This window comes from Klebsiella sp. CTHL.F3a, assembly GCF_019890895.1.
In the GTDB taxonomy this organism is placed as follows: domain Bacteria; phylum Pseudomonadota; class Gammaproteobacteria; order Enterobacterales; family Enterobacteriaceae; genus Klebsiella; species Klebsiella grimontii.
Map to the genome: position 1 here is coordinate 4,420,589 of NZ_CP082360.1, position 22,081 is coordinate 4,442,669.

General features: G+C 56.7%; 17 protein-coding genes. 6 read left to right on the forward strand and 11 right to left on the reverse strand.

All coding sequences use genetic code 11. The features are described from left to right. Positions 1-5: 5 nt before the first annotated feature. The 3 genes from K7H21_RS20790 to K7H21_RS20800 are packed head-to-tail and all read left to right on the forward strand — an operon-like array spanning position 6 to position 2,901. Positions 6-1,163, forward strand: a complete 1,158-nt coding sequence (locus K7H21_RS20790; RefSeq protein WP_049113820.1) for a branched-chain amino acid ABC transporter substrate-binding protein — start codon at positions 6-8, stop codon at positions 1,161-1,163. Positions 1,164-1,180: 17 nt separating this feature from the next. Continuing rightward, on the forward strand, positions 1,181-1,663 hold the full coding sequence (locus tag K7H21_RS20795) for an L-2-amino-thiazoline-4-carboxylic acid hydrolase (protein WP_004130135.1): 483 nt from the start codon (positions 1,181-1,183) through the stop codon (positions 1,661-1,663). Further along, positions 1,660-2,901: a Zn-dependent hydrolase gene (locus tag K7H21_RS20800; RefSeq protein ID WP_139529612.1), complete on the forward strand. Its 1,242-nt coding sequence runs from the start codon at positions 1,660-1,662 to the stop codon at positions 2,899-2,901. Before K7H21_RS20795 ends, K7H21_RS20800 begins: the two co-directional genes overlap by 4 nt. 44 nt (positions 2,902-2,945) lie before the next feature. Here the strand turns inward: K7H21_RS20800 and K7H21_RS20805 are convergent, their stop codons facing one another. The 4 genes from K7H21_RS20805 to K7H21_RS20820 all read right to left on the reverse strand — a co-directional run bounded on the left by K7H21_RS20805 (position 2,946) and on the right by K7H21_RS20820 (position 7,889). Then, positions 2,946-3,968, reverse strand: coding sequence for an ABC transporter permease (locus K7H21_RS20805; RefSeq protein WP_170873311.1), 1,023 nt, complete (start codon positions 3,966-3,968; stop codon positions 2,946-2,948). A gap of 19 nt (positions 3,969-3,987) precedes the next feature. Beyond that, positions 3,988-5,472: a sugar ABC transporter ATP-binding protein gene (locus K7H21_RS20810; protein WP_004130130.1), complete on the reverse strand. Its 1,485-nt coding sequence runs from the start codon at positions 5,470-5,472 to the stop codon at positions 3,988-3,990. Positions 5,473-5,496: 24 nt separating this feature from the next. Then, entirely contained in the window at positions 5,497-6,420 is a 924-nt protein-coding gene (locus K7H21_RS20815; RefSeq protein ID WP_004848507.1) for a sugar ABC transporter substrate-binding protein, read from the reverse strand. A 449-nt stretch (positions 6,421-6,869) separates the two neighbouring features. Then, complete coding sequence (locus tag K7H21_RS20820) at positions 6,870-7,889, reverse strand: LacI family DNA-binding transcriptional regulator (protein WP_223035319.1); 1,020 nt, start codon at positions 7,887-7,889, stop codon at positions 6,870-6,872. Positions 7,890-7,988: 99 nt separating this feature from the next. Here K7H21_RS20820 and K7H21_RS20825 point away from each other — a divergent pair, with 99 nt between their 5' ends. Next, a complete protein-coding gene (locus K7H21_RS20825; RefSeq protein WP_004130126.1) occupies positions 7,989-8,996 on the forward strand; it encodes a Gfo/Idh/MocA family oxidoreductase in 1,008 nt (335 codons plus the stop codon). A 39-nt stretch (positions 8,997-9,035) separates the two neighbouring features. Here K7H21_RS20825 and K7H21_RS20830 read toward each other — a convergent pair whose 3' ends face one another. Next, entirely contained in the window at positions 9,036-10,067 is a 1,032-nt protein-coding gene (locus tag K7H21_RS20830; RefSeq protein WP_223035320.1) for a Gfo/Idh/MocA family protein, read from the reverse strand. Between the two features lie 162 nt (positions 10,068-10,229). On the opposite strand from K7H21_RS20830, the gene K7H21_RS20835 reads away from it, so the two are divergent. Continuing rightward, positions 10,230-11,102: an extended-spectrum class A beta-lactamase OXY-4-1 gene (locus tag K7H21_RS20835; RefSeq protein WP_004130122.1), complete on the forward strand. Its 873-nt coding sequence runs from the start codon at positions 10,230-10,232 to the stop codon at positions 11,100-11,102. A gap of 275 nt (positions 11,103-11,377) precedes the next feature. Here the strand turns inward: K7H21_RS20835 and K7H21_RS20840 are convergent, their stop codons facing one another. The 6 genes from K7H21_RS20840 to cadC all read right to left on the reverse strand — a co-directional run bounded on the left by K7H21_RS20840 (position 11,378) and on the right by cadC (position 20,828). Next, positions 11,378-11,791 (reverse strand): hypothetical protein, encoded by a 414-nt coding sequence (locus K7H21_RS20840; protein ID WP_004130120.1) that lies wholly within the window; start codon positions 11,789-11,791, stop codon positions 11,378-11,380. 149 nt (positions 11,792-11,940) lie between these two features. After that, positions 11,941-13,458 (reverse strand): lysine--tRNA ligase, encoded by a 1,518-nt coding sequence (lysS, locus tag K7H21_RS20845; RefSeq protein WP_223035321.1) that lies wholly within the window; start codon positions 13,456-13,458, stop codon positions 11,941-11,943. A 371-nt stretch (positions 13,459-13,829) separates the two neighbouring features. Further along, positions 13,830-15,305, reverse strand: coding sequence for a dipeptide permease DtpD (gene dtpD, locus K7H21_RS20850; RefSeq protein ID WP_087828719.1), 1,476 nt, complete (start codon positions 15,303-15,305; stop codon positions 13,830-13,832). Positions 15,306-15,364: 59 nt separating this feature from the next. After that, positions 15,365-17,512, reverse strand: a complete 2,148-nt coding sequence (gene cadA, locus K7H21_RS20855) for a lysine decarboxylase CadA (protein ID WP_004130111.1) — start codon at positions 17,510-17,512, stop codon at positions 15,365-15,367. Positions 17,513-17,593: 81 nt separating this feature from the next. Then, the gene (gene cadB, locus K7H21_RS20860) at positions 17,594-18,931 is read right to left on the reverse strand and encodes a cadaverine/lysine antiporter (RefSeq protein ID WP_004130108.1); all 1,338 of its coding nucleotides are present in this window, start codon (positions 18,929-18,931) and stop codon (positions 17,594-17,596) included. Positions 18,932-19,295: 364 nt separating this feature from the next. Next, positions 19,296-20,828: a lysine decarboxylation/transport transcriptional activator CadC gene (gene cadC / locus K7H21_RS20865; protein WP_032742066.1), complete on the reverse strand. Its 1,533-nt coding sequence runs from the start codon at positions 20,826-20,828 to the stop codon at positions 19,296-19,298. A 353-nt stretch (positions 20,829-21,181) separates the two neighbouring features. Between cadC and K7H21_RS20870 the strand changes: the two genes are divergently transcribed. Then, complete coding sequence (locus tag K7H21_RS20870; RefSeq protein WP_004130103.1) at positions 21,182-22,048, forward strand: GNAT family N-acetyltransferase; 867 nt, start codon at positions 21,182-21,184, stop codon at positions 22,046-22,048. The last annotated feature ends 33 nt before the right edge of the window (positions 22,049-22,081 follow it).

Below are 22,081 nucleotides of genomic sequence, written 5' to 3' on the forward strand. Positions count from 1 at the left end.
AAACAATGAAAACAGTAAAAATCAGTGCGCTCAGCGCCGCTATTCTGCTCAGTGGTTTTGCCTCATCCGCCGCGTGGTCCGCGGCCAGCGAAACCGTCATTATCGGCCTGGCAGGCCCGCTCACCGGCCCTTCCGCGCGTATCGGCAAGGATCTGGAAAACGGCGCGCAGCTGGCGATTGACGATATCAACAAGCAGCATCCGACCATCGGCGGCAAGGCGGTAACCTTCAAGCTGCAGTCGGAAGACGATCAGTCCGACCCACGCACCGCCGTTGCCGTCGCCCAGCGTCTGGTGGACAGCGGCGTCGCGGGCGTCGTCGGTCACTGGAACACCGGCACCAGCATTCCCGCTGCGCGGGTTTATCATGATGCGGGCATCGCCCAGGTCGCGCCGGTCGCCACCGGGCACGCCTACACCAAACAGGGCTTCGACACCAGCTTCCGCGTGATGGGCCACGACGATGACGGCGGACAGTTTGCCGGACAGTACGCGGTACAAACCCTGAAGGCCAAACGCATCGCGGTTATCGATGACCGTACCGCCTTCGGCCAGGGGCTGGCGGATGAATTTATTAAGTCGCTGGAAGCGCAGGGAATCAACATCGTCGACCGCCAGTACGTCGATGACAAAACCGTCGACTTCAGCGCCGTGCTGACCGCGATCCGCAGCAAAAACGCCGACCTGATTTTCTTTGGCGGCGTCGATAGTCAGGCCGCCCCGCTGGCGCGCCGCATCAAACAGCTGGGCATGAACGCCACCCTGATGGGCGCAGGCGGCTTCGTTAGCCAGACCTTCCTCCAGCTGGCGCAAAAAGAGGGCGACGGCGTGGTGGCGCTGGAGCCGGGACTGCCGGTTGAGCAGATGCCGGGCGGTAAAGCCTTCGAGCAGGCTTATCAGTCGCGCTATCACACCCATATCGAGCTGCATGCGCCGTTCGCCTATGACGCCACCCGCGTGCTGGTCGCGGCGATGGAAAAAGCCGACTCCGTCGATCCCGCCGACTATCTGCCCGCCCTGCGCGTCATTAATTACGCTGGCGTGACCGGACAAATCGCCTTTGATAAAGAGGGCAACCTGAAATCGCCAACCTTTACCGTTTATAAAGTCGTCGACGGCAAATGGCAGCCGCAAACCGTACTCGGCGGCGCAACAACGAAGTAACGCAGTGAGGCAATGTGATGAGTGATAATAACGAGCTGGGCATTCTCGCCCGCCGCAAAATTGAAGCAGAAATAATCAAGCCGATTTACGCCATCCTGGTGCGCGAGATAGGTAAGGCTCGCGCCCAGGCGGTCATCGGCGAAGCCATTGAAAACGCCGCCATTGAGGCGGGAAAAGCGTTTGCCCGCCAGGAGCCTGACGGCGCGGATATTCGCAGCTTTGTCGCGCTGCAGTATCTGTGGGAGAAAGATAACGCCCTGGAGGTCACGGTGCTGGACGCCGACGACCAGCAGTATAACTACAACGTGAACCGCTGCCGCTACGCCGAGATGTACCACGAAATGGGCCTCGGCGAGATTGGCCACCTGCTCTCCTGCGCCCGCGACGATAAATTTATCGTCGGCTATGCGCCGGACGTGGAGCTGACCCGCACCACCACCATCATGCAGGGCGGTAAGTGCTGCGACTTCCGCTATCGCGTGCAAAAGGACAAGTCATGATAACCGTCAACGGCGCACGTCTGTGGTCGACGCTCAACGAGATGGCGCTGCTCGGCGCCACGCCCGCGGGCGGCGTGACCCGGCTGGCGCTCAGCGAAGAGGATCGTCAGGCGCGCGACCTGCTGCGCCAGTGGGCGCGGGAAGCCGGCTTTCCCTGCGAAGTCGACAGCATGGGCAATATGTTTATTCGCCGCGCCGGTAAAAATTCGCAGTTAGCCCCGGTGCTGACCGGTTCCCACGTCGACTCCCAGCCGCTCGGCGGCCGCTATGACGGCATTTACGGCGTCCTCGCCGGTCTGGAGGCGCTGCGCACGCTGAACGATCTCGGCATTGAGACCGAACGCGATATCGTGCTGGTGAACTGGACCAACGAAGAGGGCGCGCGCTTTGCCCCGGCGATGCTGGCATCCGGCGTATGGGCCGGGCAGTTTAGCGAAGATTTCGCCCTCGCCCGTGTAGACCGCGACGGCATCAGCGTTGGCGCGGCGCTGGAAGCTATCGGCTATCGCGGGGAATGTCCGGCCGCCGCCTTCCCGCTCCACGCCTGCTACGAAGTACATATCGAACAGGGGCCGATTCTGGAAGAAGAAGGCGTTAATATCGGCCTCGTTCACGCGGCCATGGGCCAGCGCTGGTTCAATATCACCCTCGAGGGCTTTTCCGCCCACGCCGGCACCACCCCGATGGGCAGCCGCCGCGACGCGCTGACCGCCTTCGCCGAGCTGGCGCTGGCGGTGGAGCAAATCGGTATCGCCCACCATCCCGACGGGCGCGCGACTATCGGCATGGCGCAGGTCATACCGGGCTCGCGCAACGTGGTGCCGGGAGGCGTGGCGTGCAGCGTCGAGTTTCGTCATCCGCAAACCCCGGCGCTGGAAGCGATGGAGCTCTCGCTGCATCGCGCCGCAGAAGCGCTGGCGGCGCGCGGCGTGACGGCAAACGTCGAGCGTATTTTTGATTACGCGCCCATTGCCTTTGATGCCAGATGCCTGGCGCGCAGCCAGCGGGCGGCGGAAGCGTTGGGCTACAGCGCCCGAACTATCGTTTCCGGCGCCGGGCATGATACCTGCTATATCAGCAAGGTCGCGCCCGCCAGCATGATTTTCATTCCCTGCGAGAAGGGGATTAGCCATAACGAAGCGGAGAACATTCTGCCGGAATGGGCGGAGAAAGGGGCGAACGTGCTGCTCAACAGTTTACGTCTTGCCGCGGATGAGCCCGCTTGCGGCGCGGCGTAAACGCGACATGGCCCACGGCAGTAAAGGCCGTGGGCTATTGCCGATCAATGCTTTTTGCGGTTGCGGCGCATATCGATAGTCACTGCCGCGACGATAATGATGCCTTTGATAATATCCTGCACGTAGGCGTCGACGCCGACAAAGGTAAACCCGCTTTTTATCAGGCCGAGGATCATCGCGCCGATTAAGGTCCCGGTGATGCGCCCTACCCCGCCCATCAGGCTGCTGCCGCCGATAACCGCCGCGGCGATAGCATCCAGCTCGTAGGACATGCCCATGCTCGACTGCCCGCTGCTGACGCGCGCCGCCAGCACCACGCCCGCGAGGCCGGAGAGCGCCCCGGCGATGGCATAGACGATCACCAGGTATTTATTCACGTTGATACCGGAGACCTTGGCCGACGTCATGTTACCGCCGATAGCGTAAACGTATTTACCGTAGCGGGTATGCTTCAGGGCGATATGGAACACCGCGGCGACGACGAAGAAAATAATCACCGGCATCGCCCCCTGGCCGATGGCGGTAAAGCTGTCGGATAAGAAGCTGATGGGGTTGCCCTGAGTGTAATACTGCGCCAGACCGCGCGCCGACACCATCATCCCAAGCGTCGCGATAAACGGCGGGATGCCGGTGCGGGTCACCAGAAAGCCGTTGGTTAAGCCGCACAGCAGGCCGACGCCGATGCCGGCGCCAATCGGGATAATCGCCGGCATATTAACCAGCGACGGGAACATCGGCGACAGGCTATCGGAGGTTTGCGCAAGGCTTGCCGCCACCACGGCGGCGAGAGCGATCACCGAGCCGGAGGAGAGGTCAATGCCGGTGGTAATAATGACCTGGGTGACCCCGACGGCGATAATACCGATAATCGCTACCTGTAAAACAATTAATATCAAACGATTGGTGTTTAATAAAAAGGACTGGTCGCGGACGTACCAGCCGGCAATTTCAAAAGTCAGGGCAATCACCAGCATGACGATAAATATCCCGGTATCTTTCGGCAGCCGGTGGCGTAATTGCCCAAAGAAAGAGGGTTTCTCAGTGATCGGGGTCGCCGTTATTTTCATATTGCTCATTCTCTGTGCCTCAATGGGATGCCAACGACAAAATGGTTTCCTGGTCGGCGTCCTCTTTATCGAGGATGCCGGTAATACGCCCTTCATGCATGACCATCACCCGATCGCTCATCCCGAGAATCTCAGGCAATTCTGAAGAGACCATAATCACCGCCACGCCGCGGTTGGCCAGCTCGCTGATCAGATGGTAAATTTCCGCTTTCGCCCCGACGTCGATTCCGCGCGTCGGCTCATCGAGAATCAGTATTTTCGGCTGGGCCAGCAGCCAGCGGGCAATCAGTACCTTCTGCTGATTACCGCCGCTGAGGTTATTAATAATCTGATCCATGGTGGGGGTTTTAATATTCAGGCGGCGAATCTGCTCCATGCAGTCTTCGGCCATTTTGAGGTGCTGAACAAAGCCGGTTTTACCGATATATTCCGGCATTTTAACGATGCTCATATTCTCCAGCACCGACAGCACGAGAAACAGCCCGGACTTTTTCCGGTCTTCCGTCAGCAGCGCCATCCCTTTCTCAATCGCCGTTGAAGGTGAATCAATATTGACCGGCATCCCATCAATCAGCACTTCGCCGCTATCCGCTTTCTCCATGCCGAACAGGCTCTCCATCACTTCGCTGCGCCCGGCCCCCACCAGCCCCGCCACGCCGAGGATCTCGCCGCGGCGTACGCTAAAGTTGATATCGTGAAAGGCCCCCTTGCGCGACAGGTTGCGGACGGTCAGCACCTCTTCGCCAATGGCGTTATTGAACTTGGGAAAGAGCTGGGTGAGCTCCCGGCCGACCATCTGGGTAATCAGCGACTGGCGGGTAAACTCAGTCGTCTGTTTACTCCCGACCCAGGTGCCGTCGCGAAATACGCTGATCTCATCGGTAATCGCAAAAATCTCATCCATTTTATGGCTGATATAAATAATGGCTTTTCCCTGCTGGCGTAAATCGCGAATAATGGTAAACAGATGCGCCACTTCGCTCTCGGTTAACGCCGAGGTCGGCTCATCCATAATCACAATATCCGCGTTCCACGAAACCGCTTTGGCAATTTCCACCATCTGCTGGGAGGCGATACTTAACTCTCCCACCAGCCGGTCGGCGGATAGCCGGATATTCAGTTTATCCAGCAGATCCTGCGTCTGCCGGGCAAGCTGGCGATGATCGACAAAACCGTATTTCATCGGCTCGCGGCCGAGCCAGATATTTTCCGCCACCGTCATATGCGGCACCAGGTTCAGCTCCTGGTGGATCATCGAGATCCCGGAGCGCAGCGCGTCCATGGTATCCTGAAACTGGACCGGCTCCCCTTTAACGCGGATCGCGCCCTTATCGGGACGGTAGATCCCGATAAGGCATTTCATCAGCGTGGATTTTCCGGCGCCGTTTTCGCCCATCAGCGCGTGCACCGTCCCCGGGCGCACGCGTAATGAGACGTTGTCGAGCGCCTTCACGCCGGGGAAGAATTTGCTGATCCCTTCGGCTTCAAGTGCAAAAGCGTTCATACTTCACCTCCGTACCCTGAGCGACTATTTCTGGTTGCGATTGACGAACTCAGCCATGTTGTCTTTGGTGATCAGCTGGTAAGGGACATCGATGATCTTTTCCACTTTCTCGCCGTTGGCCAGCTTAATGGCGGCATCCACCGCGCCTTCGCCCTGCCCTTTGGCATCCTGGAAAATCGTGGCGATCATTTTGCCGTTTTTGAGCATTTGCAGGGCATCGGGCGTCCCGTCCACGCCGGCAATCAGGATATGGTTCGGGTTTTTACCCAGCGCCTGCAGCGCGCCGATCGCCATTTCATCGTTGTTGGAGGCGATGGCCTGAATATCTTCGCCGCTGGTCATCCAGTTGCTGACCACGTCAACGGCGTCGTTACGGGTAAATTTAGCGGTCTGCTTCTGCACGATTTTGATATCCGGGTACTTCGCCACCACCTCTTCGACGCCTTTGGTGCGGTCACGGGTCGATTCATTCGCCAGGTCGCCGAGCAGAATGGCGACGTTACCTTTGCCGTTCATCGCTTTGGCTAACGCTTCCATCTGTAAACGCCCCGCCAGCACCGAGTCGGAGCCGACGTAGGCCATTTTGTCGGTCAGCTGCGCCTGCGGGCGGCGGTTAACAAAGATCAGCGGAATGCCCGCTTTGGTCGCCTGGTCCATAATCGGTTTGACCGCGTTGGTATCCACCGGGTTGACGATAATCGCGTCGACGCCCTGACCAATAAAGTTCTGTACCTGCTGTAGCTGCTGGGAGACGTCGCCTTTGGCATCTTCCACCTGCGCCTTAACGCCGTCTTTTTGCATCTCTTTTTGCATTGCGGTGCGCAGAATCGTCAGGAAGTTGTCATCGAATAGCGCCATCGAAACACCGACCGAAATATCTTTCGCCATCACGACCGCTGGCAGCATGCAGGCTATCAAAGAGGCAACAACCGTTTTCTTGATGTTCATAGTTGATCCTTTATTTTCAGGTGCATCGGTTAGGTAAGGTAAAATGAAAAAATAGTTTCATTAATCGTGCGCTAAGCGCCTGCTTTTTCAGCTTTTCGAAAAAACGACCCACGCGCTGGCGCATTTTTCAGGGGTGATCGAAATCACAAAATTCAGTTGTTTTAAAATGGTTTTTTGAAACATCAGTCCATTTGCCGCGTAAGAAAAATTCCAGACCATTTATTTCATTAACAAAGCATATGAAACTTTTATAAGTAAATAACTGAAATGAAAATTTTAAAACCACGTGTTAACAGAACTTTGACACACATCTAACATTGACGAATAAACGCGCAAAAAATGAGAGGCAGGCGACGGTTTGCCACGCGGCGCGGCGATAGCGATAGCGGTTTGAAACGGGGTATCAGATACGGTGTAAAAGGAGATATTGTCACGCGGACCGCGAACGTTCAGTCGACGTTTTCAGCGCTGTAAAGGATAAATTCGACCTTGCCGTCGCTAAAGAGATGCGGCTGGTAGCCGGTTTCCAGGTGACGCAGGGCCAGCTCCACCGCCAGGCGGGCGTGCTGATGGGCGTGTTGATCGATCGTCAACGCCATTCCGCCCTGCGCCAGCTGTTCACGGGTGGTGCGGTAACGTTCATGGGTGATCCAACAGCACTCGCCGTAGCGGCGGTGGCGAGCCAGCGCCTGCGCCACCTGCGTGTTGCCCAGACCGGTATTGTAGATGCCCACCACGTCGCGGTTGCGGCGCAGGGCCTCTTCCAGCAGGCGGTCGATCCGCTGCCGGTTGTCCTCCCCCGCCAGCACATCGCCGAGCTGCAGATGCGGAAAGCGCTGGGTTATCACCTCGCGGAATCCCTGAATACGCAAACGATGGGCGCTGAAGTCCTGGCGTCCGCTGAGCATCAGCACTTCTCCAGGCCGATGCGCCATTAATCCCATCATCCTGCCCGCGGTGCGGCCAGCCTGCTGCTGATCGATGCCGACGTGGCAGAGCCTCTGTGCGCCGGGCAGATCGGTAACCAGCGTAATCACCGGCACGTTCGCCTCGCGGCACTGGCGCAAAGCCTCGTAGACCAGCGGATGTTCGTTGCCAAAGACAATCAGCGCATGGCGTTTTTTGCTGCTGCGGATAATGCTTTTCGCCAGCTTTTCCGGCGCGGACTCCGCCACCAGCGTACGGTGCAGCGTCAGTCGGCGATAGCCAAGACTATCCGCCACGTCGGCGAAATCCTGCGTCAGGCGGGTGAAAAAGCGCGAATCGTTACCGCTGAGAAACACTTCTATTTGCCACGGTAGACGACGCTCTTCCGGCAGAATGCGCTTCAGCCCGGCTTCCCGAGCGGCCTGCAGCACCCTGCGCGTGGTTTCCGGCGACACGCCGCCGCGTTCGTTAAGCACCCGGTCAACGGTTGCTACCCCCACGCCAATCCGTTTAGCCAGCGCCTCCAGCGACATGCTTTTCATCGTTTTCCCCATGATGGAAATCCATCAAAACGCCTGTGTCGGTCAGTGTAGCAAACGGATTACTTTGGCAACGCTGAATCCCTCTTTCTGGAGAAAAAAATGACCTGCATTCGTTTTGCCTTGTTGGGCAGCGGTTTTATCGGCCAGGTTCACGCCGCCAGCCTCGCTCGCCATGAGCGAACCGTTCTGTCCATGGTGGCTGACGCCGACCCCGAGCGGGCGAAAGCGCTGGCTTCCCGCTACGGCGCGCGGGCGGTAACCGTCGCCGAGGCCATCAGTAGTGATGCCATTGACGCGGTACTGATCGCCAGCTCGACGCCTTCACACGCGGCGCTGCTGGAGGCCGCCGCCCGCGCCGGGAAAGCGATCTACTGCGAAAAGCCTATCGATCTTTCGCTGGCCCGCGCCCGCGAGGTCGTCGAGAAAGTGCTGCCGCTCGGGGTACCGGTGACCGTTGGCTTTAACCGCCGCTTCGACGCCAGCCACCAGCAGCTGCGCCGGGAGATCGAGGCCGGGGTGATTGGCAAAATTGAACTGGTGCAGATGGTGTGTCGGGCATCGGTTATGCCGCCGCTGGAATATCTGCGCAGCTCCGGCGGCCAGATGCGCGACCAGGCGATTCACTTCTTTGACCTGCTGCGCTTTCTTACCGGCGATGAAGTGACAACCGTCGCCGCCATGGGAGATGCGCTGGCGCTGGCGGAAATTGCTGAATTCGACGATGTCGATACTTCCATTCTGATGCTGCGGATGCGCGGCGGCGCGCTGGCGCAGCTGGACAACACCCGGCGCACCGGCCACGGCTACGATGAGCGCATTAGCCTGCTTGGCCCGGATGGCGTGCTGGAGTCCGGCAGTCAGACAACGCGCGGCGTCACGCTGTGGCAGGGAGAGCGCCGCATTCAGCCCGGCCTCTACCCGGACTGGTTCAGCCGCGTCGAGGGGTCGTACTACGCGCATCTGGATGCTTTTGTCCGCTCGCTAGGCGGAGAAGAGGTGGCGGACCTGCCGGGGCTGCTGGACGGCCTGCGGGCGCAGGCCATCGCCGAAGCCGCTGTGCTCTCGCTGCAGCAGGGACAATTTGTCAGCGTCGAACCGCTGGCGTAAAAAAGCCCCGTATGCGGTCGGCATACGGGGCCGCTTCACTTAGCGCTCTTCGTTAAATACCACGCCAATCTGCCGCCGCACTTCATCCATCACGCTCAGGTTTTCCAGTACCCTGGCCAGCGGGCGGATCGGCGAGTCCGTCAGCCCCTGACCGACGCACCAGGCAAAATGCTCGGCCTGATAAAACAGCTGGTCGTAGCGGTTGCGCGGCTCCTCCCAGCGCAGCACCTGCCCGCCCTGACTGGCGGCGAGAGTAAAATTCCCCGGCGCGTAGAACTGCCCGTCGAGGGTAAGGGTCGCATCGCGCCCGGCCACCACCGCGCCGCCCGGCGTGTTGCTGAACAGGGTGGTGTTCAATAATCCCTGGAGGCCCTTTTCCCAGTTAAACAGCATCGAAATCTGCCCGTTGACGCCTCTTTGGGCGGGACGCCCGCGGGCGATAATGTCCTGCGGCACGCCGCCAACCATCACGCAGAATGAGGTCAGATAGCTGCCGAGATCCATCATCGGCCCGCCGGCGAGATCGGCATTAAAAATGCGATGATCCGGAGTAAAGAACTCGCCGTGATCGGCGAGCAGCGTGTGCAGATCGCCCAGTACGCCGTCCTCCAGCAGCTGGCGAATCACGTCATACTTCGGCGCGTAGTCGCACCACATCGCCTCCATCGCCAGCGTCCCCTGCTTCATGGCCTCCGCTTTCAGCGTCGCGCCTTCCCGCCGGTTCAGCGCAAACGGCTTTTCAATCAGCACATGTTTGCCCGCCCGCAGCGCCCGCAACCCGTCGGGAAAGTGGTGGTTATGCGGGGTGGCAATGTATACCGCGTCAATATCCGGGCGCGCCAGCATCTCATCCACCTGAGCGTAAGCCTGCGGGATCCCCCAGCGGGCGGCAAAGCTGTCGGCCTTTTGCTGCGTGCGCGAGGAGACGGCAACCACCCGCTGGTGGCTGAGCTCTTTTAACGATTTCACAAAGCGCTCGGCAATCCAGCCGGGGCCAATAATGGCCCAACGCAGCGAGGGGATCGCCGAGGCGGCGGGATGGCGCGGTTTTGGTAACTGTGACGGGAACATAGCGGCTCCTGATTTTATTTTGCCGGGGAGAGACACTATAAGCAGGCGCAGAGGAGGACGAATAACGAATTTATGATGGAATTCCATCATCGACATAGTGCTTGTCAAACGCGCGGGAGTCGCGGATAGTCCGGGCAGTTCATCACTATCAAGGAGTCAGAGATGTTGAAAAGTTCGTGGCGTAAAAGCGCCCTGATGGCCGCCGCCGTTCCGCTACTGCTGGCGAGCGGTTCATTATGGGCCAGTGCCGATACTCTCCAGCAGAAGCTGGCTGATTTAGAAAAACGTTCCGGCGGTCGGCTGGGCGTGGCGCTGATTAACACGGCAGATGATTCGCAGACCCTCTATCGCGGCGACGAACGTTTTGCCATGTGCAGCACCGGTAAAGTGATGGCCGCCGCCGCGGTGTTAAAACAGAGCGAAAGCCATCCCGATGTGGTGAATAAAAGGCTGGAGATTAAAAAATCGGATTTAGTGGTCTGGAGCCCGATTACCGAAAAACATCTGCAAAGCGGAATGACCCTGGCGGAACTCAGCGCTGCGGCGCTGCAGTATAGCGACAATACCGCGATGAATAAGATTATCGGTTACCTTGGCGGGCCGGAAAAAGTCACCGCATTCGCCCAGAGCATCGGTGACGTTACTTTTCGTCTCGATCGGATGGAGCCGGCGCTGAACAGCGCGATTCCCGGTGATAAGCGCGATACCACCACCCCATTGGCGATGGCCGAAAGTCTGCGTAAGCTGACGCTGGGCAATGCGCTGGGCGAACAGCAGCGCGCCCAGTTAGTGACATGGCTGAAAGGCAATACCACCGGCGGGCAAAGCATTCGTGCAGGCCTGCCCGCAAGCTGGGCGGTCGGGGATAAAACCGGCGGCGGAGATTACGGCACCACCAACGATATCGCGGTGATCTGGCCGGAAAATCATGCTCCGCTGGTGCTAGTGACCTATTTTACCCAACCGCAGCAGGATGCGAAAAGCCGCAAAGAGGTGCTAGCCGCGGCGGCGAAAATCGTGACCGAAGGGCTGTAGCCCGGGAACAGGTTCGTGCTGCAACACTCTGCGCTTTGTTTTCCCGGTAGCGCTGCGCTGTTCGGGCTACGGGTTCATCGCCATCTGCGGACCGGTAGCCCGGACAGATGCGCAGCATCGCCTCCGGAACATTCAGCCACTCTGCGCTCTGCTCCCGGGGGCGGCGCTCAACGCGCCTTGCCCGGGCTACGGGTTCACCACCGTCTGCGATCCGGTAGCCCGGACAGATGCGCAGCATCGCCTCCGGGACAGCCTGAATAGACAGCCGCCAAATATTAGTCGGTAATTTTAAACGTCAGCGCATAGGCGCTGGTTTTCCCTTCATCACGCGCGCCGCCCATCTGATATACCCGCACCGTATATTTCCCGCTGACACCCAGACGCTGCTCAAAAATATCGCCGCTCATCGAACCGTTAAAAATCGCGTGATTATCCGGGGTAATCACATTAAAAAAGGGATGCGGCCACTGGCTGTTCATACCGATATGCATCATCTGGCCGGCTTTCGCCTCCAGCGTATAGTCATTAACATCGTCGCCGGTCACGGTGCTTTTTATTATCGTGCCGTTGCTGCCTTTATCAAAATGAATGGTATTGCTGTTTATATTATCACTTGCCATTGATAATACTGACGTTAATAAGTAACTTGCACAGATCACGCCGCCAACAATTAATTTTATTTTTTTCATTTAATTAACACCTTATGTTTTTTATGCGCGCTGTTATAGCACATAAGGTGCCCGGAGTAAGCTTATTCGCCATATCGCTCGCCGGGATAAACGGGTCGAAATTAAGGCCCCCGGCTTAAATAAATAAGGGGGCCTGGTTTCTGCATGATTTATTTCTGCGGACGCATTGCCGGGAACAGGATCACATCGCGGATGGTGTGGCTGTTAGTAAACAGCATCACCATACGGTCGATACCGATACCCAGGCCGGCAGTCGGCGGCAGGCCGTACTCGAGCGCGGTGACGTAGTCTTCGTCGTAGAACATCGCTTCATCATCCCCCGCCGCTTTGGCGTTGACCTGATCCTGAAAACGCTGGGCCTGGTCTTCCGCGTCGTTCAGCTCGCTAAAACCGTTACCGATTTCCCGTCCGCCGATGAAGAATTCGAAGCGGTCGGTAATTTCCGGGTTCACGTCGTTACGGCGCGCCAGCGGCGAAACTTCCGCCGGATACTCGGTGATAAAAGTCGGCTGGATCAGATGCGCTTCCGCCACTTCGTCGAATATTTCGGTGACGATACGCCCCAGGCCCCAGCTTTTCTCAACGTGAATGCCGATGGATTCCGCCAGCGCTTTTGCCGCATCGAAGTTATCCAGATCCGCCATCTCGGTTTCCGGACGGTATTTCTTGATCGCTTCGCGCATGGTCAGTTTTTCAAACGGCTTACCGAAATCGAACACCCGATCGCCGTACGGCACTTCGGTTTTACCCAGTACGTTCTGCGCCAGCGTGCGGAACAGGGATTCGGTCAGTTCGATCAGATCTTTGTAATCCGCATACGCCATATAGAGTTCCATCATGGTGAACTCTGGGTTATGGCGCACGGAGATACCTTCGTTACGGAAGTTGCGGTTGATTTCGAACACCCGTTCGAAGCCGCCGACCACCAGCCGTTTCAGGTACAACTCTGGCGCGATGCGCAGATACATATCCAGATCGAGCGCGTTGTGATGGGTGATAAACGGACGCGCGGAGGCGCCGCCGGGGATCACCTGCATCATTGGCGTTTCGACTTCCATAAAGCCGCGCGCAACCATGAACTGACGCATGGTCGCCAGGATCTGCGAACGCACCTTGAAGGTGTGGCGCGACTCTTCGTTGGAGATCAGATCCAGATAGCGCTGACGATAGCGCGCTTCCTGATCCTGCAGGCCGTGAAACTTGTCCGGCAGCGGGCGCAACGCTTTGGTCAACAGACGCAGCTCGGTGCAGTGAATGGAGAGTTCGCCGGTCTGGGTTTTGAACAGCTTACCGCGGGCGGCGATGATGTCGCCGAGATCCCATTTCTTAAACTGTTCGTTGTAGACGCCTTCCGCCAGATCGTCGCGGGCGACGTACAGCTGAATGCGGCCACCGACGTCCTGTAAGGTGACGAAGGAGGCTTTGCCCATAATACGGCGGGTCATCATGCGGCCCGCGACGGAGACCTCGACGTTCAGAGAGATGAGCTCGTCGTTTTCCTTACTATCGTATTCAGCGTGGAGCTGGTCGGAAGTATGGTCACGGCGAAAGTCGTTCGGGAACGCCACGCCCTGCTCGCGCAGCGCGGCCAGTTTTTCACGACGGGTTTTCAATTCATTATTAAGGTCAATTGCCTCATCGGCACCTTGTGCTTGTTGTTCAGACATGTTGGTTCCTCATAACCCTGCTTGCAAACTTGCTTCGATAATTGAACCAGGTCACTCTCTAGCGCGGCCTGTTCCGGCGTCGACGCCAAAGAACAATCTTAACGAACCTGGTTTCACTTCCGGCTGAATTCACTCAACCATCGTTTCACTAACGATTTTTTGTCTTCGGCTTCCGCGCCCGCCAAAATATCCTCCTCCTGTTCCGTAAAGGGTGCAAGGAGCGGCTTGTCGCTCCGCTGTTGGGCTGCCGATCCCCGGCTCGCGGCGTAAACGCCTTAGCCGGGCTACCAGGCAGCACGATTTTGTCGCCCCGGTAAGCGCAGCGCGACCGGGGAGATATCCCGGTAAGCCGCACCTGTCGCCAGACGGGGCTAGGCGCCGCCGCCGGGAAGCTCACCGGCGGCAGCGCGACGCCTGCCGACGCTGAACGCGGCGGCGAAGGCGACGACGACAATCACTGCCACGCAGCCCAGCGTCCATTCGCCCATCTGGGCAAAGAAGTGCTGATACGCGGCAATCGCCGTATCGCTGATTTGCGACTCGGTGGTCTGCTGCGCCACCACGCCCGCCAGCCAGTTGGCTACCGCGCCGGTGGCCAGCATATAAATCCCGGTCAGTACCCCGGTGACGCCGGGCATATTGAGGCGGGTAATCTGCGCCATCGCCACCGGGTCGATAAACAGCTCGGCGAAACCCATTAGCGCCAGGCCAGCCACCATCATGCCCATCGATGCCTGCCCCTGTGCCGCGCCATGGCGCGCGTTAAGCGCCAGCAGCATAAAGCCGCAGCCCATCAGCACCAGGCCAAAGGCGAACTTCAGCCACACGCGCAGCGCCGAGCGGGTCGCGCCTTCCGGCCGCATCAGCCACGCCAGCACGACGCCCGCCGCCATCACCGCCACGGCGTTAACCGACTGGAACAGCGCAGTCGGCACCTCAATATTCACCAGGCGACGATTAACAAAGTGGTCAATGAACAGACTGATTGAACTCCCGCCCTGCTGCGCCAGAACCCAGAACAGAGTCCCGGTCAGCATCAGCAGAACGATTTGCCACAGCGCGCGGCGATGCTCCGGCGATTTGACCATAATGCGCGCCACCATCTGGGCAGCGAAAACGCAGACGATCGCCAGCAGGTAGCCGGACCAGTTATTCTCCAGCAGCAGCGTGAAAAACACCGGCGCAACGCAGAGCATCACCACCAGCCAGCCCCAGGTCGGCAGCACAAATTTCACCGCCTGCAGCGCCTGTTTATCGACGCCGCGCGCGTGGCGGAAGTAGCGACTGCCGCTGAGGAAAATCATCAGGCCGACAAACATACCGATTCCCGCCAGCGCAAAGCCGATATGCCAGCCGTACCACTGCGCCGCCAGCCCGCAGGCGATAGGCGCGGCGATGGAGCCGACGTTACCAGCGGCGTACAGCAGCGAAAAACCGCCGTCGCGGCGAGGGTCGTCAACGGCGTAGAGTTCGCCCAGCAGGCAGCTGATGTTGGATTTGAACAGGCCGTAGCCGCAGATAATGATCGCCAGCGCGAGGTACAGGCTCCAGGTGGAATCGGATTCGACGCCCAGCACTACGTGGCCAAGCGTCATTAATAGCGCGCCGGCAATCACCGCCGTGCGGTTGCCGAGGAGGCGGTCGGCAAGCCAGCCGCCGAGAATAGGAGTGACGTACACCAGGGAGGCGTAGGCGCTGAACAGGCTGATGGCGTGGCTGTCATCAAAGCCGAGTTGATGGGTGAGATAGAGGATGAGTAAGGCACGCATGCCGTAAAAGCTGAAATATTCCCAGATTTGGATCGCAACGATGTAATAAATCGCGCGCGGCTGTGAGGGTGTTTTCATGTGTTCTCCTTGCAGCGTGAAAAAGGGAAGTGGCAAGCCACTTCCCTGTTGTGCATCGATTATTTGTTGTTTTCTTCTCTCAGCACTTTAACGGTGTAACGACCATCCGCCTGACGATAGGCGCCGTGGATATCGGTTTCGAAGCCCGGATAGTGGGCGCCGATTTCGCACAACATCTGCAGGAATTCCAGCACCGGACGGCTCTCTTCGGTGATCATTTCACCCGGCATCACCAGCGGCACTCCCGGAGGATACGGCAGGATCATGTTGGCGTTGACGCGGCCCACCATCTCTTCGAGATACACCTCTTCGGTCTGACCGTGCAGCTCTTTCTGGAACGCGGCGTACGGCGTGATCATCATGGTTGGCAGCACTTCAAACGCGCGGAACATCAGGTCCGGCAGATTGTGGTGCTCAATCAGTTTGTGAATATTCTGCGCCAGTTCCTGAACGCGCATGTTTTCGTAGAATTCAGGATCTTCACGGTACAGCGACGGCAGCATGTTTTTCACCCGCAGGTTCAGGTCGAACGCGCGTTTGAAATCGGTCAGCGCGCGCAGCAGGCTCAGCGCTTTGGTTTTGTCGATACCGATGCTGAACAAGAACAGCAGGTTGTACGGACCGGTTTTTTCGACCACGATGCCGTGCTCATCGAGATATTTCGCCACGATGCTTGCCGGAATACCGAAATCATCCATGGTGCCGTCTTTCTTCATCCCCGGGGTCAGCAGCGTGACTTTAATCGGGTCGAGATACATGTGTTCGTTATCGATGTTTTTGAAGCCGTGCCACGCGCTGTCGGAGCGCAGCGGCCAGCATTCCGCGCCATCGATATGTTCCGGCTGCCAGACGTCGAAGAACCAGCCGTCGGATTCGCCTTTCAGGCGTTTAATCTCTTTACGGAACTTAATTGAACGTTCGATAGAGCCGTCAATCAGGCGCTTACCGGCGTTGCCTTTCATCATCGCCGCCGCGGTTTCCGTCGAGGCTACTACGCCGTAGTGCGGAGAAGTGGTGGTGTGCATCATGTAGGCTTCGTTAAAGGTTTCTTCGTTTACGTCGCCTTTCACATGAATCATCGATGCCTGAGAAAACGCCGCCAGCAGTTTGTGCGTGGACTGCGTTTCGTAAATCACTTTCCCTTCGACGCGGCCGCCGCTCATCCCGCATTTGCCTTCATAAATCGGCGAGAAGTTGGTGTAAGGCACCCACGCGGAGTCAAAGTGGATGGATTTCACATCCAGGGTTTTCTTGATGTAGTCCGTGTTGTACAGCAGACCATCATAGGTGGAGTTGGTGATTACCGCGTGCACCGGCCAGGTCGCGTTCGGCGTCTCTTTTACGCGTTTGGCGATCGTCGCGTGCTGGAATTCGCTCTGCGGGATACCGCCGAGGATGCCGTAGGCATTACGGGTCGGACGGAAGTAGATTGGCGTAATGTCGCTCATCATCATCAGATGGGTCAGCGATTTATGGCAGTTACGGTCAATCAGCACGGTGCTACCGGCCGGGGCGGAATACATGCCGACGATTTTGTTGGCGGTGGAGGTGCCGTTGGTCACCATATAGCTGCGTTCCGCGTTGAAGACGCGGGCGATGTACTCTTCCGCTTCTTTGTGCGGGCCGCTGTGATCCAGCAGGGAACCGAGTTCAGAAACCGAAATCGAGATATCGGATTTCATGGTATTGGAACCAAAGAAATCGTAGAAGATGCTGCCGACCGGGCTTTTCTGGAACGCGGTACCGCCCATATGGCCTGGGGTACAGAAGGTATATTTGCCTTCACGCACGTATTTAAACAGCGCTTTGGTCAGCGGCGGCAGAATGGTGTCGATATACTCATCGGTATTCTGTTTGATTTTGTTAGCAATATCTTCCGCCGCACCCAGCGCATATTCGAAGAAGCGAACCTGCATGCGCAGATCGTTGAGGCTCACATCCAGGGTTGAGTAAGTATTCGCAAAGGCGTACAGCGGCATATATTCGTTCATTTTGCTGATGTCTTCGCACAGTTCGAGATTGTATTTATCCCAGTCGAAGATCACACCGCACAGACGCGCATTGTTTTCGATCAGTTTTAATAAGTCGTCACGGTCGTTCGGGTAGACAATACGGAAGTCCAGGCGTTCGAGGGCGCGATGCAGCTCACGGATGGGCTCTTCTTTGAAGTAAACACCCATGTGATTCATGATTGCGATAACGTTCATAGTCAAATCTCCAGATAAAGAAAGCCCCTCCCGCCACGTCGTGACAGGTGATGGAAGGAGCCTCAGGAATAGGGTTACGGATTAATGCGCGCTGGCGGTGCTGCTATCAGCGGAGCCGTCGTTACTCTGACGCTGGTGCATTTTGCGGCCGTAGAACATCAGGATGATCAGGCTGACGATAAAGGTGCCGGCCAGTTCGAAGGAGCTTGCCCCCATCAGGGCGATAAAGCAGAACCCACAGCCGAGGATGGAGCAAATCAGGCTGACGAAGTTGCGCACGTTAATGCCTTCGAAGCGAATCAGGTCAACGCAGGAGTAGAAGTAAGGCAGCATGGTCAGCAGAACCGCGATACCGGTCAGCTCGCCGAACAGGTCGGAGGCTTTCCCGCCGGTGGAGTTCATCAGGGTGATCAGCACCATCAGGACGGTCATTTTCACTGCGGCCAGCAGCAGGCCTTTTTTCGGGTTGCCGTTTTTATCCAGTTCACCGTAGATTTTCGGGAAGTTGCCGTCGTTAGCGGCGCGCACGCCGGCCTGGCCGACCAGCATCATCCACGAACCGAGAGAAGTCAGGCAGGCAAAGGCGGTGAAGGCGGAAACCATCGGCGCAGCCCAGCCGCCAAGGATAGTCGATGCGCTGATAGCAAACGGCGCGCCGGACGCGGCCATCTCAGACGCAGGGTACATACCGGCGATGACCTGGGTCGCGGCGATATACACGATACCTGCCAGCGCGGTCCCCAGCATGGTGGCCAGCGGTACGGTACGTTTCGGGTTTTTCACCATCCCGGTACTGACGGCGGCAGATTCTACCCCGACAAAGGCCCACAGGCAGAGAAGGATACTTTTCACCACCGCATGGCTATCCGTCGTGGCTGAGGTGTTCCAGTTTGCCTGATAGGTGGCAACGTCAAACCAGTGCCAGCCGACCACTGCGGTCATTACGACCGGAATAAGCACCAGCACCAGACCAATAGTCGTCAGGCGGCTTACCCAGGTGCCGCCGAGCATATTCACGAAGGTGAATATCCACACGATGGCAATACAGGCAATACCTGCTGGTACCGGGTTATTTAAAATAGGGAAGAATGTTGATAAATAAGAGACGGCGGTAATGCCGATTGCCAGATTACCGATCCAGTTAGCGTGATAATAAAGCACGCCGGTCTGAAAACCGAACGCCGGAGATATTTCGCCGGCGTAGGCAATAGGGCCCCCCTGCTGCGGGTTTTTGGTCGCCAGACGGGCATATACATAAGCCAGAGACATCGCGCCAATAATAGATATCACCCAACCCCAAATGGCGATAGAACCGATACTCGCCAGGTTCGCAGGTAATAATGCAATACCGCTCCCCATCATATTACCGGCTACCACGCCGGTACAGGCAAATAGCCCGATCTTCTTGGCAGAACTCATGTTTGCTTTTCTCCTAAGTTTATTTGGGAGGTACAGATCATGATGATGAACCTTTTATTGACCCGACCAACTGCCAATTAGATTACGGATTAGTACGAGATAAGTCCTAAAGATAAAGTGAAATAACTGCAAACATCAGACAAATGATATTTTGACCTTTTTTGCGCAACATATCAGGATGACATGTTGAGATCAGGAAAAGATAAATATTAATAAATTACATGGACTTATAAACACATTTTCGTGTTGAAAATGTGTTACAAACAGGCAGAGAAAGGATATAAAATATAACAACAGAGACGCTCATGAGAAACATAAGTTTAACCTCACCACGGCCAAAACCATGGCCATGATGAGGGTTTACTTATTCTGAAGCGAGGAAGTTATCGAGATACGGAACCACGCGGGTTACGGAGGTCTGGAATACCGCGTTTTCAATCCAGTAAAATGTATTCTCTCCCGGACGTAAATTAAATGCTGTCAGATAGGCATCGGCAGCTTCCCGGCTCTGCCCTTTCATTTCGTAGACTTTACCCAGCAGCACATAGTTCATCCACGACATTTCCAGGTCAATACCGGTATTAATCGCGCTGTAGGCTTCATCGACTTTCCCTTTGCCCAGCATATCTACCGTTTTAATCTGATAAAATATTGCCATGTCTTTAATCCCCGGCATATTACCCACCCGGGTTATTTCGCTGTAAAGATCGGCAAGCTGTTTATCATCCAGCGGCTGCTGAGAATGGCGTAATACGTCCACCAGCGCCTTTTCCGCCCAGGCATAGGTAAAGTCCGGCGATTGTTTATTCACGTCGGCAAGCAGGCTACTGGCTTTTCCGAGTGAATCAACGTCTCCGTTCATTAATAGCTGATGCGCCTGATAGAAATGGGTAAGCACGATACTTTGCGACGGCTGATACTGCTTTAACATCTCCTGCATCCGCGCCGGCCACGGCTGCTTCAGCGCCTCTGACAGGCTGCTCAGCAGGTCGTTCTGAATCGACAGCTGGTTGTCGCTGGTGACAAAGTAGCGCTTATCCATCATGGTCGAACCGTCGGCGTTATCCACCACCTTCACCGACATAAAGCACTGCTGCGCGCGATAGTGCCGCTGGTTGACGAACTCAATGGTCAGGGTTTTACCGGAGCTGCTCGGCTCATTGATGTTGTAGTTGGTTTTATCGTGCACCATAAAGGTGGAGAAGGTGTTCAGCGAGGTGGTAATCAGGCTTCCCAGACCGATGGCATAGGAGTGCTGCGATGACCAGTTGTTGCAGGTACTGCCGCTGAGCAGGTGAATATCAACATCGCGCGGGTTGAGCAGCAGCCGCGTTTTCGTGACCGGCGGGCGCGACTCGAGGGTCGATAACGCCACCAGTGCCACGCAGCTCGCGAGGGCCAGCAGAAACAGCCCCCAGACGATAAACGTACTCAGCCGCTTGCGTTTTTCCGGCTTCACCACCGCTGCTCCGACCGGCGCGGGCGTATCGGGCTGCGGGGAGGGCAACGGCGCGGCAAAACCGGCCGTTGGCGTTTCTGCGGGGATAACCGGCGTCAGCTCCTCCCCCTCTTCCGTACACCAGATCGCCGGCACCGTCAGCTTATAGCCGCGCTTGGGTACGGTAGCGATATATTCAAGGCTGCCGTCGTCGCCATCTTTCAGCGACTTACGTAGCTCGGAGACGCTTTGCGTGACGACGTGACTGGTGACAACGTTGCGGGTCCAGACATTATCGATGAGCTCATCCCGGCTGAGTACTTCCCCAGGATGACGGGCAAAGAAAACCAAAAGATCGATTAAGCGCGGTTCGAGAGTTAGCTGACGCCCCTTGCGGCTAATTTGGTTAACAGAGGGAGTAACCAGCCATTCTCCAACGCGAACAACAGGTTGTTGCATAAAAAAGAGCCCCAGGACGAAACGGGAAAGGCGCGATGATATCACATTTACCCTACCTATTAATGATAGGGGTCATGACCATGAACGCAATATATTCATCTTCGTTTTCGATGACTGGCAAACTTTCATTTGCTAAAGGCGTTTTTTTGCCTCACGGCAATGTTTCTTAAGGGTGCGAAAGCTTACCTTTTTTCGCGCGATTTTCCTGGATTGTGTGACCTGAGTAAGGCTTAGGCGCGACAATCGTCGCCCATCCGCGGGGATATGCTATTTTTAGGTCGCCCGACAGAGATCGGACCGCCGAACAGATGGCCGAAAACAGTGCCTCACCCGCAGCGTAAGGAATGTCGACGATGACCTGGAAATTAGTTAAGCAAATTGTGCACGATGATGCGTTAAGAAAGAGCTTCATTGATCTGGCGATTAAAACCTTCGATCTCTCCTTTAAAGAGTGGTACCGCAAAGGCTACTGGACCGACGCCTATATTCCCTACGCCCTGGTGAGCAACAATAAAGTGATTGCTAACGCCTCTGCCAATATTATCGACCTGATCTGGCAGGACGAACCCCGCCGCTATATCCAAATCGGCACCGTAATGACCGACATCGATCATCGCAATCGGGGCCTCGCCGGGCAGCTTGTGAATGAGATTCTGGCGGACTGGCAGGATAAAGCAGACGCCTTCTTCCTGTTTGCTAACCCGACAACCGTTGATTTTTACCCGAAATTCGGCTTCGAGCGCACCGATGAACATCAGTATATTATGCCGGTAGTACCGACAGCGGGCGACTTCCGCAAGCTCGATATGGATCGGCCGGAAGACGTTGCGCTATTGCAGCGCTATTATCAAAAATCGAATCCGTTTTCACAGCTGCGGGTACAGGATAACTTCGGTTTATTGATGTTCTACTGCTCCGCCTTTATGAAGCACTTCGTCTATTATTCTGAGAAAAACCAGGCGATCGCGATTGCTATGCAAAACGGTCCGGCGCTGATCTGTTTCGATATTTTCTGCGACAGCGGCCGCTCCCTGTCGGCCATTATCAACCAGCTCGCCGATGACAATACGTACCAGGCTATCCTCGGCTTTACCCCCAAAGAGAATCGGAGCGGCGAGTATGAGAAAATCGAAGGCGAAGATATTCTGTTTATCTACGGACAAAAAGAAAATATCTTCAAAGAGAATAAGCTGATGTTCCCGCTTTTATCCCACGCCTGAGGCTGCGCTTAACGCGTCCACGGCCCGCGCCCG

What these genes read in the sequence shown, in the direction of transcription:
- K7H21_RS20870 (WP_004130103.1), top strand. Translation starts at nt 21,182, where the DNA reads ATGACCTGGAAATTAGTTAAGCAAATTGTGCACGATGATGCGTTAAGA.
- K7H21_RS20835 (WP_004130122.1), top strand. Translation starts at nt 10,230, where the DNA reads ATGTTGAAAAGTTCGTGGCGTAAAAGCGCCCTGATGGCCGCCGCCGTT.
- K7H21_RS20815 (WP_004848507.1), bottom strand. Translation starts at nt 6,420, where the DNA reads ATGAACATCAAGAAAACGGTTGTTGCCTCTTTGATAGCCTGCATGCTG.
- K7H21_RS20800 (WP_139529612.1), top strand. Translation starts at nt 1,660, where the DNA reads ATGATAACCGTCAACGGCGCACGTCTGTGGTCGACGCTCAACGAGATG.
- cadA (WP_004130111.1), bottom strand. Translation starts at nt 17,512, where the DNA reads ATGAACGTTATCGCAATCATGAATCACATGGGTGTTTACTTCAAAGAA.
- K7H21_RS20830 (WP_223035320.1), bottom strand. Translation starts at nt 10,067, where the DNA reads ATGTTCCCGTCACAGTTACCAAAACCGCGCCATCCCGCCGCCTCGGCG.
- lysS (WP_223035321.1), bottom strand. Translation starts at nt 13,458, where the DNA reads ATGTCTGAACAACAAGCACAAGGTGCCGATGAGGCAATTGACCTTAAT.
- K7H21_RS20795 (WP_004130135.1), top strand. Translation starts at nt 1,181, where the DNA reads ATGAGTGATAATAACGAGCTGGGCATTCTCGCCCGCCGCAAAATTGAA.
- K7H21_RS20820 (WP_223035319.1), bottom strand. Translation starts at nt 7,889, where the DNA reads ATGAAAAGCATGTCGCTGGAGGCGCTGGCTAAACGGATTGGCGTGGGG.
- cadB (WP_004130108.1), bottom strand. Translation starts at nt 18,931, where the DNA reads ATGAGTTCTGCCAAGAAGATCGGGCTATTTGCCTGTACCGGCGTGGTA.
- K7H21_RS20810 (WP_004130130.1), bottom strand. Translation starts at nt 5,472, where the DNA reads ATGAACGCTTTTGCACTTGAAGCCGAAGGGATCAGCAAATTCTTCCCC.
- dtpD (WP_087828719.1), bottom strand. Translation starts at nt 15,305, where the DNA reads ATGAAAACACCCTCACAGCCGCGCGCGATTTATTACATCGTTGCGATC.
- K7H21_RS20840 (WP_004130120.1), bottom strand. Translation starts at nt 11,791, where the DNA reads ATGAAAAAAATAAAATTAATTGTTGGCGGCGTGATCTGTGCAAGTTAC.
- K7H21_RS20805 (WP_170873311.1), bottom strand. Translation starts at nt 3,968, where the DNA reads ATGAAAATAACGGCGACCCCGATCACTGAGAAACCCTCTTTCTTTGGG.
- K7H21_RS20825 (WP_004130126.1), top strand. Translation starts at nt 7,989, where the DNA reads ATGACCTGCATTCGTTTTGCCTTGTTGGGCAGCGGTTTTATCGGCCAG.
- K7H21_RS20790 (WP_049113820.1), top strand. Translation starts at nt 6, where the DNA reads ATGAAAACAGTAAAAATCAGTGCGCTCAGCGCCGCTATTCTGCTCAGT.
- cadC (WP_032742066.1), bottom strand. Translation starts at nt 20,828, where the DNA reads ATGCAACAACCTGTTGTTCGCGTTGGAGAATGGCTGGTTACTCCCTCT.